This is a genomic window from Streptomyces sp. NBC_01166, from assembly GCF_045039765.1.
Classification (GTDB): Bacteria; Actinomycetota; Actinomycetes; order Streptomycetales; family Streptomycetaceae; genus Streptomyces.
In genome coordinates this window covers 7878967-7892374 of record NZ_CP108613.1, presented here as the reverse complement: position 1 = coordinate 7892374, position 13408 = coordinate 7878967, and the positions used below count along the sequence as shown (strand labels likewise).

The following is a 13408-nucleotide window of genomic DNA, read 5'->3' as shown; positions in this document are numbered from 1 at the left end:
CCGTAACGGGTCGTCAGCCGTCGGCGAGTACCGGCCAGATCCTCGGATCCTCGAAGTTGAGCGCCCACAGGGCTGTGTTCGTCACGCCGTGCTTGCGCAGCACCGGCAGGTGAGCGGCGACCCCCCGCGCGTCCTGGTACCAGACCTCGCGGGACTCGCTGCCTTCGCGGTAGGTGAAGTACGGGGTGCCGGAGACCTCGTCGAACCGGTAGGGGGCGCCCTGCCCGGCGCGCAGCGCCTCCGCCTCCTTCCAGGTGACGTGCTTTGTGGCGGCCGTGCTCGCGCTGTCCGCGGGCCAGTCCCAGCCGTATGCGGGAAGGCCCATCTCCAGCTTCGCGGGCGGCACGACTGCGGTGGCGCGGGTCAGGATGTCGTCGTACCAGCGGGTGTCCGCGAGCGGCCCGGGGTCACCGCCCGACCAGTGCAGGTTGTAGCCCATGATGCGGATCCGGTCGGCGACACGCCCGAGGGCCGCGTAGTCCCAGATACGGCCGGTCGTGGCGGTTTTCGGGAAGACCGTCATCACGCACTGCTTGCCCAGGGTGTGCAGGCGCCGGCAGAGATCGGTGGCCAGGGCGGTGAACCCGTCGCGCACCGACGCGTAGGTGGCGTCGCCGGTGGCGGCGATGGACTCGTAGTCGAGGTCGAGGCCGTCGTAGTCGCGCGTGGCGACGGTGCGCATCAGCGCGTCGACGTGCTCGGTGCGCCGGGCGGGGCTGGTGAGGATCGCCGCCAGGGCACCGGACTTCATCGTCTCCATGACCGTGGGGACGACCTTCGTCCCGGCCCGGTGCAGTCCGTCGATGATGCGGCGCTCGCCCGCACCGGGGTGCGGGTCGATCCGGCCGGCCGAGACTGCTTCGTACCAGAACGGGCTGACGGTGTGCAGCTGGTCGGCGTGGCGCAGTGCGTCCTGGTAGGCGCCCTCCTGGTCCCAGTAGGGCAGCCACGCCGACACGGTTCTCGGGGCGGGTGCGGAGGGGCGGACGGACGGGCCTGACGCGGTGGCAGGCGCCGGGGGCGGCTCCGGAAGCGGGGCTGACGCGGCGCCAGAAGCCGTGGGCAGCAGCGTGGCTGCGAGGAGTCCGGCGACCGTGACGGCGCGGGACAGCTGGACGACGAAAGGGGTGATCATGAGGTCGAGCCTGCGGCCCGTTTCGCCGACCCGCTCCACGGACTGGGCCGTACAGGTTCTACGGTGTTGCGATGACGTTCCAGCACACCAACCACAGCAGCGACAGCACGACCGACTTCCCCGGCCGCAGCGGCCCGGCCGCCACCACGGAGGCCGAGCCGCGCGACGCGGGGCCCGTCCGCACCTCGTACGCCCCCGATCGCGACGGTGATCCGGATCCCGGCGAGATCGTCTGGACCTGGGTGCCGTTCGAGGAGAACGACGGGCGCGGCAAGGACCGGCCGGTTCTCGTCGTGGCCCGGGAGGAGCGGGGGACGCTTCTCGCCGTGCAGCTGTCCAGCAAGCAGCACGACGGGGACCACGAGTGGGTCTCCCTGGGAGCTGGGCCGTGGGACAGCTCGGGACGGCCGTCCTGGGTGGACCTGGACCGGGTCCTGCGGGTGCACGAGGACGGGATGCGGCGCGAGGCCTGTGAGCTGGACCGGGGAAGGTACGACCTGGTCGTGGGGCGGCTGCGGGAGCGCTACGGCTGGAGCTGACCGCCGAACGCACGGGCGAAGGCCGCCCGGACGGCGGAGTCGGGATCCCGGTCCGGGACGCCGAACACGATCTGCTCGAAGTGGCCGGCGAACCGCCCGCCCTCGGTGAGCAGGGCACGGAAGGCGGCGGCCACCTCGGCCGGGTCGTTCATGAAGACGCCGCAGCCCCACGCGCCAAGGACCAACCGGCGGTACCCGCGGACGGCGGCGACCTCGAGCACGCGTTCGGCGCGGCTCGCCAGCGCGGCGGGTATGCGGGGAACCAGGTCGGGGTCCCTGCTGCGGATCACTCCGGCGTTGGGCGCGGGCGAGGTGAGGAATCCGGCGGAGTACGGGGTTTCCAGGAGCCTTCCCCGGTCGTCGCGGAAGACCGGCACGCCGGGTGAGTGGATGACCCGGTCGGTGTAGAAGGCGCTGCGTTCGGCGCGGTGGTGCGCGTAGAACTCGGGGGCCCGCAGCAGTGTGGCGTGGAGCGCGGATCCCCGGCACAGGGACTCCTCCTGGGCCTGGGCGCCGTTCAGATAGCCGCCGCCGGGGTTGCGGGCGGAGGCGAAGTTCAGCACCACCACCTTGGCCGCCGACTCGTCCGCCATCCGGCGCGCCGCCTGCAGGCTCGTCTCGCCGGTCACCTCGACGACCGGGCTGCGGTGGGTGTCCAGGGCGGCCACATGAACGGGCTCGGGCCCGTACAGCCGGGTGCCGGAGAGCGCGGCGGCCAGGGCGCGCTCGATCGTCACCTCGCGCCCCTCGGGCGTGCGGTAACGGCCGGCCAGGACGATGGACTCGGTCTCTCGCGCGATGCCGCGCAGTCGTGCGCTCATGGGCGCGCCCCCGTGTGGTGCATACGGGGCATGCTGGGCGCCGTGGCGGCATGGACGCAACCGGTTTTCCGTCGAACAGGGGCACCCTTGTGCGAACTCCCGGTAAGGGTTTGGGTGGGAAGCAAGCACCCGAAGAGGAGGCCCAGCATGCCCCCGGACACTCTCGGCCAGCACGGCCCGCCCGTCGGCGCGGCGCCGCTCGGCGAGGAAGAAGCGGAGGATCTGCTCCGCGGCATATGTTTCAAGACGGGACCGCCCCGGACGGTCGGTGTGGAGCTGGAATGGCTCATCCACGACCGTGAACGTCCCGAGGTCGCCGTCTCCCACGACCGCCTCCGCGCCGCGGCCGACGCCGTGCGCGCGACCCCGCTGGACGCTGCGCTGACCTTCGAACCCGGCGGTCAGCTGGAGCTCAGCTCCCAGCCGGCGGGCTCCCTGATGGCCTGCGTCGAGGCCACGGCCGCCGATCTGGTCTCCGTACGCGACACCCTCGGCCGGGCCGGGCTGACCTTGGCCGGCATGGGCGTGGACCCGTGGCATCCGCCGCGCCGTCTGCTGCAAGAGCCACGGTACGACGCCATGGAAGCCGCACTCGACCGGTCGGGTTCCGAGGGCCGCGCCATGATGTGCACCTCGGCGTCCGTCCAGGTCTGCCTGGACGCCGGTGAGGAGGAGCCGGGCCCGCTGGGTTACGGGCGGCGCTGGCAGCTGGGGAACCTGCTCGGCGCGGTGCTGGTCGCGGCCTTCGCCAATTCGCCGTTCCGGCAGGGCCGGCGTACCGGCTGGCAGTCGACCCGGCAGGCGCTGTGGGCCGGACTCGATCCGGACAGGACGCTCGCGCCGCAGAGCCGTCTCGCGCCCCAGGACGCCTGGGCCGAGCACGTGCTCGCCACACCGGTGATGTGCGTCCGGAGCGACGACGGCCCCTGGGCCGTACCGCACGGTCTGACGTTCCGGGACTGGATCCGCGGCGGTGGGCCGAGGCCGCCGGTGCGGGCCGATCTCGACTATCACCTCACCACGCTGTTCCCGCCGGTACGCCCGCGCGGGCACCTGGAGCTTCGCATGATCGACGCCCAGCGCGGCACCGACGGCTGGCTCGTGCCCCTGGCCGTCACCACCGCTCTCTTCGACGACCCGGAGGCAGCAGAGACCGTGTACCGCACCGTGAAACCTCTGGCCGAGACCGCGGGCCTGCCGGCCGCGCCCCGCAACCCGCTCTGGACAGCCGCCGCCCGCGACGGGCTGAGGGATCCGGAGCTGGCGGTGGCGGCCGCCGCCTGCTTCACGGCGGCGCTGGAGGCGTTGCCCAGGATCGGGGCGAGTGACCACGTCCTCGGAACGGTCGCCGCCTTCCATGACCGCTATGTGGCCCGGGGCCGATGTCCGGCCGACGATTTTCCCGACCCGGCACAGGCGCCGCACGGAAAGGGCTTGGCCCGATGACCGACACCTCTGCTCCGCACACCGGCCAGGAGTTCGACGCGGAGGCGCTGCGCGAGCGTGCCCTGGCGGCACTCCTCACCGCCCGCGAGCGCACCGCTCTCCTCACCGACAGCGTCGACGACCACGATCTCACCGCGCAGCACTCCCCCTTGATGTCGCCGCTGGTCTGGGACCTGGCGCACATCGGGAACCAGGAGGAGCTGTGGCTGCTGCGGGCCGTCGGCGGCCATGAGGCGATGCGCCCCGAGATCGACGGTCTGTACGACGCCTTCGAGCACTCCAGGGCCAGCCGGCCCTCCCTGCCCCTGCTGGCACCGGCGGAGGCACGGACGTACGCGGCGGACGTGCGGGGCAGGGCCCTGGACATCCTCGGCGGGGCTCCGCTGCACGGCGGGGGACGCCCGCTGGAGCAGGCGGGATTCGCCTTCGGCATGGTCGCCCAGCACGAACAGCAGCACGACGAGACGATGCTGATCACCCATCAGCTCCGCTCGGGACCGGCGGTGCTCGACGCGCCGGAGCCTCCGGGACCCACCGGCGCCGTCACACTGCCGTCCGAGGTCCTGGTCCCCGGAGGCCCCTTCACGATGGGGACGTCCACCGAGCCCTGGGCACTGGACAACGAACGCCCGGCGCACCGGCGCGAGGTGGCCGCCTTCCACATCGACACCGCGCCGGTCACCTGCGGCGCCTACCAGCGCTTCATCGAGGACGGCGGTTACACCGACGAGCGCTGGTGGACCTCCGAGGGCTGGGCGATGGTCCGCGAACACGACCTGACCGCGCCTCTGTTCTGGCACCGGGACGCGGGCCAGTGGCTGCGTCGGCGCTTCGGCGTGACCGAGCCCGTGCGGGCGGACGAGCCGGTGCTCCACGTCAGCTGGTACGAGGCGGACGCGTACGCCCGCTGGGCGGGCCGTCGCCTGCCGACCGAACCGGAGTGGGAGAAGGCCGCCCGGCACGACCCCGTCTCGGGGCGTTCGCTGCGCTACCCCTGGGGCGATGAGGACCCGACACCCGAGCGGGCCAATCTGGGCCAGCGCCACCTCCGTCCCGCCGCAGCCGGCGCCTACGCGGCCGGCCGGGCCCCGTCGGGTGCGGGCCAGCTGATCGGGGATGTGTGGGAGTGGACGTCGAGCGACTTCCTGCCCTACCCCGGCTTCGTCGCGTTCCCGTACCGCGAGTACTCGGAGGTGTTCTTCGGCCCCGGGCACAAGGTGCTGCGCGGCGGTTCGTTCGCCGTGGACCCGGTGGCGTGCCGGGGCACGTTCCGCAACTGGGACCTCCCTGTCCGGCGCCAGATCTTCTCCGGCTTCCGCACGGCGAGGGATGCCTGATGTGCCGTCATATCGCCTATCTGGGGCCGCCTGTGGCACTGGGAGAGGTCCTCGTCTCCCCCGCTCACGGGCTCGTGCGCCAGTCCTGGGAGCCACGCCGTCAGCGGTACGGCACGGTCAACGCCGACGGATTCGGGGTCGGCTGGTACGCGGAGGGCGATCCCGTGCCCGGCCGCTACCGCCGCACCGGGCCCGTCTGGGGCGACGAGACCTTCGCCGATCTGGCCCGCGTGGTGCGCAGCACGGCGCTGCTCGCCGCGGTCCGTGACGCGACGTTCGCCGGCGCGGACGGGGAGGCCGCTGCGGCTCCCTTCGCCGAGGGACACCTGCTGTTCAGCCACAACGGCGCGGTGAGGGGCTGGCCGGGCTCCCTGGCACCGCTGGCCGGGGGCCTGCCCCCCGAGAGGCTGCTCGCCCTTGCGGCGCGGAGCGACTCGGCGCTGATCTGGGCCCTGGTGCTCCACCGGGCGGCGCAGGGTGACGAGATAGCCCAGGCGGTCGCCGACACGGTCCGCGATGTCGGCGCGGCCGCTCCCGGCTCACGCCTCAATCTGCTGGTCACCGACGGTTCCACCATCGTGGCGACCACCTGGGGCGACTCCCTCTGGTATCTCCACGAATCGGGCCGCCGCACGGTGGTGGCCTCCGAGCCGTACGACGACGATCCGAACTGGCGCGAGGTCCCGGACCGCACCCTGCTGGCCGCGACGCGCACCGATGTCCTTCTGACCCCGCTCAAGGAGCCCACCGCGTGAGTCCCTTCCTGCTGACCCGCACCCTGCCTGCGGACGCGACGGACGCGGCGCTGCGCGCCGATGTGCTGAGCGGTCTGACCCGCCAACCGAAGACGCTGCCGCCCAAGTGGTTCTACGACGCGCGCGGCAGTGACCTGTTCGAGGAGATCACCCGGCTGGACGAGTACTACCCGACGCGTGCGGAGCGGGAGATCCTGATCGCCCGTGCCGGGGAGATCGCCGCGGCGTCCGGGGCGCGGACCCTGATCGAGCTGGGGTCTGGCTCCTCGGAGAAGACGCGGCACCTGCTGGACGCGCTGCCGGAGCTGCACACGTACGTGCCGGTCGATGTCAGCGAGAGCGCCCTGGAAGGGGCGGCCGAGGCGCTGCTGGCGGAACGTCCCGGGCTGTCCGTGCACGCGCTCGTCGCCGACTTCACGCATGACCTGGAGCTGCCGGAGAGCCCCGGCCCCCGGCTGGTCGTGTTCCTCGGCGGGACGCTCGGCAATCTGCTCCCGGAGGAGCGCGCGGAGTTCCTCCGGTCCGTACGGGCGCGGCTCGCCCCCGGGGACGGGCTGCTGCTCGGTACGGACCTGGTCAAGGACGAGGCGACCCTCGTCGCGGCGTACGACGACGCGGCCGGGGTGACGGCGGCGTTCAACAAGAACGTGCTGGCCGTGGTCAACCGTGAGCTGGGAGCGGACTTCCCGACCGACGACTTCACTCATGTGGCCCTCTGGGACCCGGACCACGAGTGGATCGAGATGCGGCTGCGGGCCCGCCGGGCGCTGACGGTCAAGATCCGTGAGCTGGACCTCGTGGTGCAGTTCGAGGAGGGCGAGGAGCTGCGCACGGAGATCTCGGCGAAGTTCCGTGAGGAGAAGGTGCGGGACGAGCTGGCCGCGGCGGGCCTGCGGCTGGAGCAGTGGTGGACGGACTCCGCCGGCAGGTTCGCGCTGTCGCTGGCCACGGCGGACTGAGCCGCCCGCGCCAGCGCCCGTCGGCCGGGTTCATGGTCCGCGCGCAGCGGCGGCAGGATCCGGACCTCGGCGGTGAGCCCCGCGGCCGTCCCCACCCGCCACAGCGACGCGGCGAGCGGGGTCGTCCCCGACGAACGCGGCGGCTCCCGCCGCGTTCGTCGTCGCCGTCGGTAGCGGATGCGGACCGGGCGGACGGCGGCGCCGGCGTCGATCGCCGCCTGGAAGGCGGCGGGCCGGAACCGGCCGCCGTCGCTCCGGCCGCACTGTGTGCTGCCGTGCGGGAACACCGCGACCCGTGAGCCGGAGGCCAGCGCCCCGGCGACGGCCCGCACGGCGAGCGGGAGGGCCCGCAGCCGGGCCGCTCGATGAACAGGTTGCCGCCGAGCGCGGCGAACGGTCCGAGCAGCGCCCAGTTCCGTATCTCGCTCTTGGCGACCATCCGGGCGGGAAGCGCGGCGGCCACGAGCGGGATGTCCAGCCATGAGACGTGATTGGCGACCACGAGCTCGCCCGCCGGCGGCCGGGCCCGTCCCACCGGCTGCCCGGTGACCCGCTGGCGTACGCCGAAGCCCCGCACCACCGCGTAGGCCCACCGGCGGATCAGCCGGTCGCGGTACGACGGTCCCAGGAGCAGCACCGCGGGCACGCAGAGCACCCCGAGGAGGGTGAGAGCGCATCCGGCGGTCAGCAGGGCGACGGCGCGCACGGGCGGACGCCTGGCGCCCTACTTCTTCCTTGGCCGGCTGGATTCGACATGACCGCTGCGGAGCGAGGGGATGCGCGACGGCTGAATCCCCGGCTCGCGGGCGGGCCGCCCTCCCGGCCGGCCCCTCCTGGTCCCCGTCAGCCGGTGATCAGCTTGGACGTGATGCTTTCGGACGCCTTCTTCGCCTCTTCCACCGGGTCGCCGCCCTCCAGCACGGCCGTCATGTACGGCTTGATCGGGTTGTCCGCCTCGACGGCCGGCCAGTAGGGCGAATTGGGGGTGGCTCGGCCCTCGGTGGCACCCTCCGCCATCGCGGATGTCCCTTCCTGGCCTTCGACGACGCTCGCCAGCGCGGGCTTGTTCGGCACATAGCTCATGGCCCGGGCGAGCTCCGTCTGCCACTGCTCCCCCGCGAGGGCCTTGACGACCTCGATGCCCTCGCTCCGCTGGTCGGCGCCTTCGGGCACGATCAGGTCGGAGCCTCCGGTGAAGACCGCGCCCGGCTTCTTCGCACTCTTGCCGGGGATGGGGAAGTAGCCGAGCTTCCCCTTGAGTTCGGGGTTCCGCTGCTCGATGAGTGCGGCACTTCCGGGCACGGAGATGATCTGGGCGACGTCACCCTCGGCGAACACATCGGTCTCCGGGGGCGTCTGCTCGTCGGCGTCCTTGGGCCCGTCGCCGAGCGCCTGAAGCGTTTTGTAGAAGTCCATGCCCCGCAGGGCTGCGGGTGAGTCGAGTGTGCCCTCCCAGTCGCCGCCGCGGTCGTCCGCCAGTTCGCCGCCCTCGTCCCAGATGAAGCCGGCGAGTACGTACCAGTTCTGTCCGGCGAGGTAGATACCCTGCCGGCCGCCCGTGTTCAGCCGCTCGCTGACGTCCACCCACTCCTCGCGCGTCCTGGGGAGTTCGGTGATCCCCGCCTGCGCGAAAAGGTCCTTGTTGTAGATCACGACGCGGTTGGCCGCGTACCAGGGGATTCCGTACTGTCCGCCGTTGACCTTGCCCGGTTCGGCGAGTCCCGGAAGCCAGTCCTCGCCGCCCAGGTCGCGCATCGATTCCAGGGTGAGATCGCGCAGTTCACCGCTCTCCGCGTACTGGGCGACCTGGGTGTTGCCGACCTCGATGACGTCCGGGGCGTCGTCACCCTCGAGCGCCTTCAGGACCTTGGGGCCGATGCCGCCCCACTCCTGGAGAACAAACTCCAGTTCGACCGAGGGGTGCTCGGCCTCGTACGACTCCTTGAAGCTGTCCAGGAAGCTCTGGGAGGCGCTGCCCTTCATCAGCCACACCGTCACGGTGCTGCTGTCGGCACCCGTACCGGGAAGGTAGCCGCAGCCGCTCAGGGCGACGGAGGAAACGAGCGCGACGGCTCCGGCCAGTATGCGGATCTTCACGGGGGTCACCTTCTGCGAAACAGCACGACGAATGACAGGACCCGGGTGGGGGGACTGCGGGCGGCGCTCGCACGGGTGTATGGACCGGAGTTTGGTATGGACCAATAGGCAGGTCAAGCCCCGTCCCGTCACGGACCGCGGGGCGGATGCCTCGCGCTCCGACCCTTAGTGAGGCACCGTGGAACCACGAAAGGAGACATTAGATGTCTAATCACACCTATCGGGTCACCGAGATCGTAGGAACCTCCGAGGAAGGTCTCGACGCGGCGATCCGGAACGGCGTCGCAAGAGCCTCCGAAACGTTGCACAATCTCGACTGGTTCGAGATGACGCAGGTCCGCGGCCATATCGAGGACGGCCGCATCGCCCACTACCAGGTGGGGCTCAAAGTCGGTTTCCGCCTTGACGAGAACGCCTGACCCGGTACGTCGCTCCACATGCGGGGCCGGACCGGGCGCCGCCCGCGACCGGTCCCGTCAGGTACGCCCTTCGCGCTCCTGCGCGTCCTTCATCGACGGCGGGGCGACGGCCCACCGGGCGCGTACGACCGTGAACCCCGCCCGCTCGGCGGCGTCGCACACCAGCTCGTCGTCGTCGACGAGGACGCGAACCTCACGTTCCCGGCCCAGCCGTTCCAGGATCTCCAGCTTGGTACGGCGGGCCGGCCGCCGGTCGGCGTTGCCGCGCATATGGACGCTGCCCTTCGGCAGCCCCTGCCGCTCCAGCCAGGCCAGCGTGTCCCTGCGGCACTTCTCGGGCCGCCCGGTCAGATAGACGACCTCGCACTCCTCGGCGCTCGCGAGCGCCAGGCTCACGCCCTCCTCCAGCGGGGGGTCGTGGGGTGCCGCCGAGAAGAACCCGTCCCAGTCGCGCCGCGAGCCCTCCAGGAAGTGCTGCCGGTGGCCGCTGTCGGCGAGGGTGCCGTCAAGGTCGAATACGGCCAGCGGCCGGGTGTCGTCACTCACGACACCCACCCTAGAAGCCGCCCCTGCGCGCGGGCGGCAGGTGCCCCGGGGAGTGGCCGGCCCTCAGCGCCCCAGGGCCTTGCGCAACTGCTCCTTGGTCATCGACGAGCGGCCCTCGACGTTGCGCTTCTTGGCCTCCTCGTACAGCTGGTCCTTCGTCGGCCCCTGCGCCCCGCTGTGCGAGCGCTGCCCACCGCGCTCCGAGGCGGATTTGGGGTCCTTGAGGGACGTCCGGCTCGCGGTCTCGGACTCCCCCGAGCGAGCGCGCTCCTTGTTGACCGTGCGCGCCGCGATCTCCTTGGCGCGCTTCGTCGACGCGCCGCGCTCCTCGGCACCTTCCTTGATGTGCTCGTACTGACGCTCGCGCTTGGCGCTGGATCCTGCGGGCATGGCACCTCTCCTCACTGCCGGACGACGGTGGTGACCCGCCGCACCCACTACCCCACACCGTCGCCCCTATGCCTGCTGGGCGAGAGGTCCGAACGGGGCACGGGGCCGGTCCGCACACGTGGCGGAGCGTGGCGGCTCGAGATGCAGGCGGGGCCGGGCGCTGCTTCGCTGGTGGGGTCCGCTCCCCCACAGATCCAGGAGTGATCATGAGCGTTGCAGGTGAGTCCGGCGGCCGTGCCAAGCAGCTCCGTGCCAAGGCGCAGGAACTGAACGAGGCCGCGGAACGTGCCACCGATCCGGAGCAGCGGCAGCGGCTCCAGGACAAGGCCCGCCGCCTGCGGGAGCAGAGCGAGCAGGAGGGCTCCATGACGGACCGCGGCATGGACCCCATGGTGTAGGCCCGGCACCCGCCCTGCCGGTGGTCCGTCCGCGTGCGGGAGGATCACCGGCAGAAGCATGTCCACCCCACCGATCCCCCACGGAGCCGCACCGCCGATGTCCACCCCCCATGATCCGTACGTCCGGGTACGCGGCGCTCGTGAACACAACCTCCGTGACGTGGACGTCGACATCCCGCGCGACACCCTCGCGGTCTTCACCGGGGTCTCGGGCTCGGGAAAGTCCTCCCTGGCGTTCGGGACGATCTACGCGGAGGCCCAGCGCCGTTACTTCGAGTCCGTCGCCCCGTACGCCCGCCGGCTGATCCACCAGGTCGGGGCGCCCGACGTCGGCGAGATCACCGGTCTGCCGCCCGCCGTGTCCCTGGAGCAGCGCCGGTCCGCGCCCGGGTCACGCTCCTCGGTGGGTACGGTCACCACGCTCTCCAACTCCCTGCGCATGCTCTTCTCCCGCGCCGGTGACTATCCGCCCGGTGCCGAACGGCTCGACTCGGACTCCTTCTCCCCGAACACGGCGGCCGGGGCGTGCCCCGAGTGCCACGGCCTGGGGCGCATCCACCGCACCACGGAGGAACTGCTCGTCCCGGACCCGTCGTTGTCGATCCGTGACGGCGCGATCGCGGCCTGGCCCGGGGCCTGGCAGGGCAAGAATCTGCGCGATGTGCTGGACGCCCTGGGCTACGACATCGAGCGTCCGTGGCGGGACCTGGACCCGGCGGACCGCGAATGGATCCTGTTCACGGACGAGCAGCCGGTGGTGACGGTCCATCCGGTGCGCGACGCGGGCCGCATCCAGCGCCCGTACCAGGGTACGTACATCAGCGCGCGCCGCTATGTGATGCACACGTTCGCGGACTCCAGGAGCCGGACGCTGCGGGCGAAGGCGGAGCGCTTCCTGACGAGCGCGCCGTGTCCGGTGTGCGGGGGCAGCCGGCTGCGGCCGGAGGCCATGGCGGTCACGTTCGCCGGCCGCACCATCGCCGACCTCGTCGCGCTCCCCCTGACCGCCCTCACCGAGGTGCTGCTGGAGGCGGGCGGCGGCAGTGACACGGCACGGGTGCTGACGGCCGATCTGCTGGCCAGGATCGGACCGGTCACCGAGCTGGGACTCGGCTACCTCAGCCTCGACCGTACGGCCCCGACCCTGTCGTCGGGCGAGCTGCAGCGACTGAGGCTGGCCACACAGCTGCGCTCGGGGCTCTTCGGCGTCGTCTATGTGCTGGACGAGCCGTCGGCGGGGCTCCACCCGGCCGACACGGAGGCGCTGCTCGGTGTACTCGGCAGGCTCAAGCAGGCGGGGAACTCGGTGTTCGTGGTGGAGCACCAGATGGACGTGGTGCGGCAGGCCGACTGGCTGGTGGACGTCGGGCCGCTGGCGGGCGAGCACGGAGGCCAGGTCCTGCACAGCGGGCCTCCGGCGGACCTCGCCGGGGTGGCGGGGTCCACGACCCGGCGGTTCCTCTTCGACGAGGACCCTGCGCCGGAGCGCGAGCCGCGGACGCCCTCGGGATGGATCACGCTGCGCGGGGTGGACCTGCACAACGTGCGCGGCGTCGACGCCTCGTTCCCCCTGGGTGTGCTGACGGCGGTCACCGGGGTGTCGGGGTCGGGCAAGTCGACCCTCGTCGGCCAGGTCCTGGCCGGGGCGCTCGCCGACCGGCGGCCGGCGGAGGCCTCGGAGGATCCTGCCGCGCCGGTGGCGCGGGGCTGCGCGTCGGCGGAGGGCCTGGACGCGGTGGACCGGCTCGTGCAGGTGGACCAGCGGCCCATCGGCCGTACGCCCCGGTCCAACCTGGCCACGTACACCGGGCTGTTCGACGTCGTGCGGAAGCTGTTCGCGGAGACGGAGACCGCGCGGGAGCGGAAGTACCGGGCGGGCCGGTTCTCGTTCAATGTGGCGGGCGGGCGGTGCGAGACCTGCCAGGGCGAGGGGTTCGTCTCCGTCGAGCTGCTCTTCCTGCCCAGTACGTACGCTCCCTGCCCGGACTGTCACGGCGCGCGCTACAACCCGCAGACGCTGGAGGTGACTCTGCGCGGGCTCACGATCGCCGAGGTGCTGGACCTGACGGTGGAGGCGGCGGCGGAGTTCCTCGCCGGGACACCGGCGGCCGAGCGCAGCCTGCGGGCGCTGCTCGACGTGGGGCTCGGCTATCTGCGGCTCGGCCAGCCTGCGACGGAGCTGTCGGGCGGTGAGGCTCAGCGGATCAAGCTCGCCACGGAGCTCCAGCGTGCCCGGCGGGGGCACACGCTCTATCTGCTGGACGAGCCTACGACTGGGCTGCATCCGGCCGATGTGGAGGTGCTGATGCGGCAGTTGCACGGGCTGGTGGACGCGGGGAACACCGTGGTGGTCGTGGAGCACGACATGGCGGTGGTGGCCGGTGCGGACCAGGTGATCGACCTGGGGCCCGGCGGCGGGGACCGGGGCGGCCGGATCGTCGCCACCGGGACGCCGCGGGAAGTGGCCCGGTCGACGGGGAGCCGTACGGCCGCTTACCTGGCTAAGAGCATCCGGCAACTGGGGGGTGGATGAAGGAGCGGGGCTGGGTGCGTGCAGCTGCAAGGC

The 13408-nt window shown here is 72.1% G+C and carries 13 protein-coding genes and 1 pseudogene; 8 read left to right on the top strand and 6 right to left on the bottom strand.

Features of this window, described 5'->3' with window-relative positions; all coding sequences use genetic code 11:
• Window positions 1-13: 13 nt before the first annotated feature.
• A complete protein-coding gene (locus OG379_RS35730; RefSeq protein ID WP_405667346.1) occupies window positions 14-1135 on the bottom strand; it encodes a glycosyl hydrolase family 18 protein in 1122 nt (373 codons plus the stop codon).
• A 71-nt stretch (window positions 1136-1206) separates the two neighbouring features.
• Between OG379_RS35730 and OG379_RS35725 the strand changes: the two genes are divergently transcribed.
• Window positions 1207-1674: a type II toxin-antitoxin system PemK/MazF family toxin gene (locus OG379_RS35725; protein ID WP_362938526.1), complete on the top strand. Its 468-nt coding sequence runs from the start codon at window positions 1207-1209 to the stop codon at window positions 1672-1674.
• On the opposite strand, the gene OG379_RS35720 is transcribed toward OG379_RS35725, so the two are convergent.
• Window positions 1659-2495, bottom strand: a complete 837-nt coding sequence (locus tag OG379_RS35720) for a TIGR02452 family protein (protein WP_405667345.1) — start codon at window positions 2493-2495, stop codon at window positions 1659-1661. The genes OG379_RS35725 and OG379_RS35720 overlap by 16 nt on opposite strands.
• Before the next feature lie 147 nt (window positions 2496-2642).
• On the opposite strand from OG379_RS35720, the gene egtA reads away from it, so the two are divergent.
• From egtA to egtD, 4 genes are read left to right on the top strand one after another with little or no spacing between them, the layout of a single operon-like run.
• Entirely contained in the window at window positions 2643-3941 is a 1299-nt protein-coding gene (egtA, locus tag OG379_RS35715) for an ergothioneine biosynthesis glutamate--cysteine ligase EgtA (protein WP_405667344.1), read from the top strand.
• The gene (gene egtB, locus OG379_RS35710; RefSeq protein WP_405667343.1) at window positions 3938-5278 is read left to right on the top strand and encodes an ergothioneine biosynthesis protein EgtB; all 1341 of its coding nucleotides are present in this window, start codon (window positions 3938-3940) and stop codon (window positions 5276-5278) included. The genes egtA and egtB overlap by 4 nt, the downstream gene beginning before the upstream one ends.
• On the top strand, window positions 5278-6033 hold the full coding sequence (egtC, locus tag OG379_RS35705) for an ergothioneine biosynthesis protein EgtC (protein ID WP_405667342.1): 756 nt from the start codon (window positions 5278-5280) through the stop codon (window positions 6031-6033). The genes egtB and egtC overlap by 1 nt, the downstream gene beginning before the upstream one ends.
• Window positions 6030-6992, top strand: coding sequence for an L-histidine N(alpha)-methyltransferase (gene egtD / locus OG379_RS35700; protein WP_405667341.1), 963 nt, complete (start codon window positions 6030-6032; stop codon window positions 6990-6992). The genes egtC and egtD overlap by 4 nt, the downstream gene beginning before the upstream one ends.
• Before the next feature lie 418 nt (window positions 6993-7410).
• Here the strand turns inward: egtD and OG379_RS35695 are convergent.
• Together OG379_RS35695 and OG379_RS35690 are read right to left on the bottom strand one after the other, a co-directional pair.
• Window positions 7411-7455: pseudogene (locus tag OG379_RS35695) on the bottom strand (hypothetical protein); the annotation flags it as partial.
• Window positions 7456-7835: 380 nt separating this feature from the next.
• Complete coding sequence (locus OG379_RS35690) at window positions 7836-9089, bottom strand: extracellular solute-binding protein (protein ID WP_405667340.1); 1254 nt, start codon at window positions 9087-9089, stop codon at window positions 7836-7838.
• Window positions 9090-9292: 203 nt separating this feature from the next.
• Here OG379_RS35690 and OG379_RS35685 point away from each other — a divergent pair, with 203 nt between their 5' ends.
• Complete coding sequence (locus OG379_RS35685; RefSeq protein WP_277330539.1) at window positions 9293-9508, top strand: dodecin; 216 nt, start codon at window positions 9293-9295, stop codon at window positions 9506-9508.
• A gap of 57 nt (window positions 9509-9565) precedes the next feature.
• Here the strand turns inward: OG379_RS35685 and OG379_RS35680 are convergent, their stop codons facing one another.
• Both OG379_RS35680 and OG379_RS35675 read right to left on the bottom strand, forming a co-directional pair.
• Window positions 9566-10054, bottom strand: a complete 489-nt coding sequence (locus tag OG379_RS35680; protein ID WP_405667338.1) for a hypothetical protein — start codon at window positions 10052-10054, stop codon at window positions 9566-9568.
• Window positions 10055-10117: 63 nt separating this feature from the next.
• Window positions 10118-10444, bottom strand: a complete 327-nt coding sequence (locus OG379_RS35675) for a plasmid stabilization protein (protein WP_405667337.1) — start codon at window positions 10442-10444, stop codon at window positions 10118-10120.
• Between the two features lie 206 nt (window positions 10445-10650).
• On the opposite strand from OG379_RS35675, the gene OG379_RS35670 reads away from it, so the two are divergent.
• Window positions 10651-10842: a DUF6381 family protein gene (locus OG379_RS35670; RefSeq protein WP_393759877.1), complete on the top strand. Its 192-nt coding sequence runs from the start codon at window positions 10651-10653 to the stop codon at window positions 10840-10842.
• A gap of 97 nt (window positions 10843-10939) precedes the next feature.
• Entirely contained in the window at window positions 10940-13375 is a 2436-nt protein-coding gene (locus tag OG379_RS35665; protein WP_405667336.1) for an ABC transporter, read from the top strand.
• The last annotated feature ends 33 nt before the right edge of the window (window positions 13376-13408 follow it).

Excerpts from the sequence above, each read along its gene's own strand:
- OG379_RS35720 (WP_405667345.1), bottom strand. The coding sequence starts at position 2,495 with ATGAGCGCACGACTGCGCGGCATCGCGCGAGAGACCGAGTCCATCGTC.
- OG379_RS35675 (WP_405667337.1), bottom strand. The coding sequence starts at position 10,444 with ATGCCCGCAGGATCCAGCGCCAAGCGCGAGCGTCAGTACGAGCACATC.
- OG379_RS35670 (WP_393759877.1), top strand. The coding sequence starts at position 10,651 with ATGAGCGTTGCAGGTGAGTCCGGCGGCCGTGCCAAGCAGCTCCGTGCC.
- OG379_RS35730 (WP_405667346.1), bottom strand. The coding sequence starts at position 1,135 with ATGATCACCCCTTTCGTCGTCCAGCTGTCCCGCGCCGTCACGGTCGCC.
- egtA (WP_405667344.1), top strand. The coding sequence starts at position 2,643 with ATGCCCCCGGACACTCTCGGCCAGCACGGCCCGCCCGTCGGCGCGGCG.
- OG379_RS35685 (WP_277330539.1), top strand. The coding sequence starts at position 9,293 with ATGTCTAATCACACCTATCGGGTCACCGAGATCGTAGGAACCTCCGAG.
- OG379_RS35665 (WP_405667336.1), top strand. The coding sequence starts at position 10,940 with ATGTCCACCCCCCATGATCCGTACGTCCGGGTACGCGGCGCTCGTGAA.
- OG379_RS35725 (WP_362938526.1), top strand. The coding sequence starts at position 1,207 with ATGACGTTCCAGCACACCAACCACAGCAGCGACAGCACGACCGACTTC.
- egtB (WP_405667343.1), top strand. The coding sequence starts at position 3,938 with ATGACCGACACCTCTGCTCCGCACACCGGCCAGGAGTTCGACGCGGAG.
- egtC (WP_405667342.1), top strand. The coding sequence starts at position 5,278 with ATGTGCCGTCATATCGCCTATCTGGGGCCGCCTGTGGCACTGGGAGAG.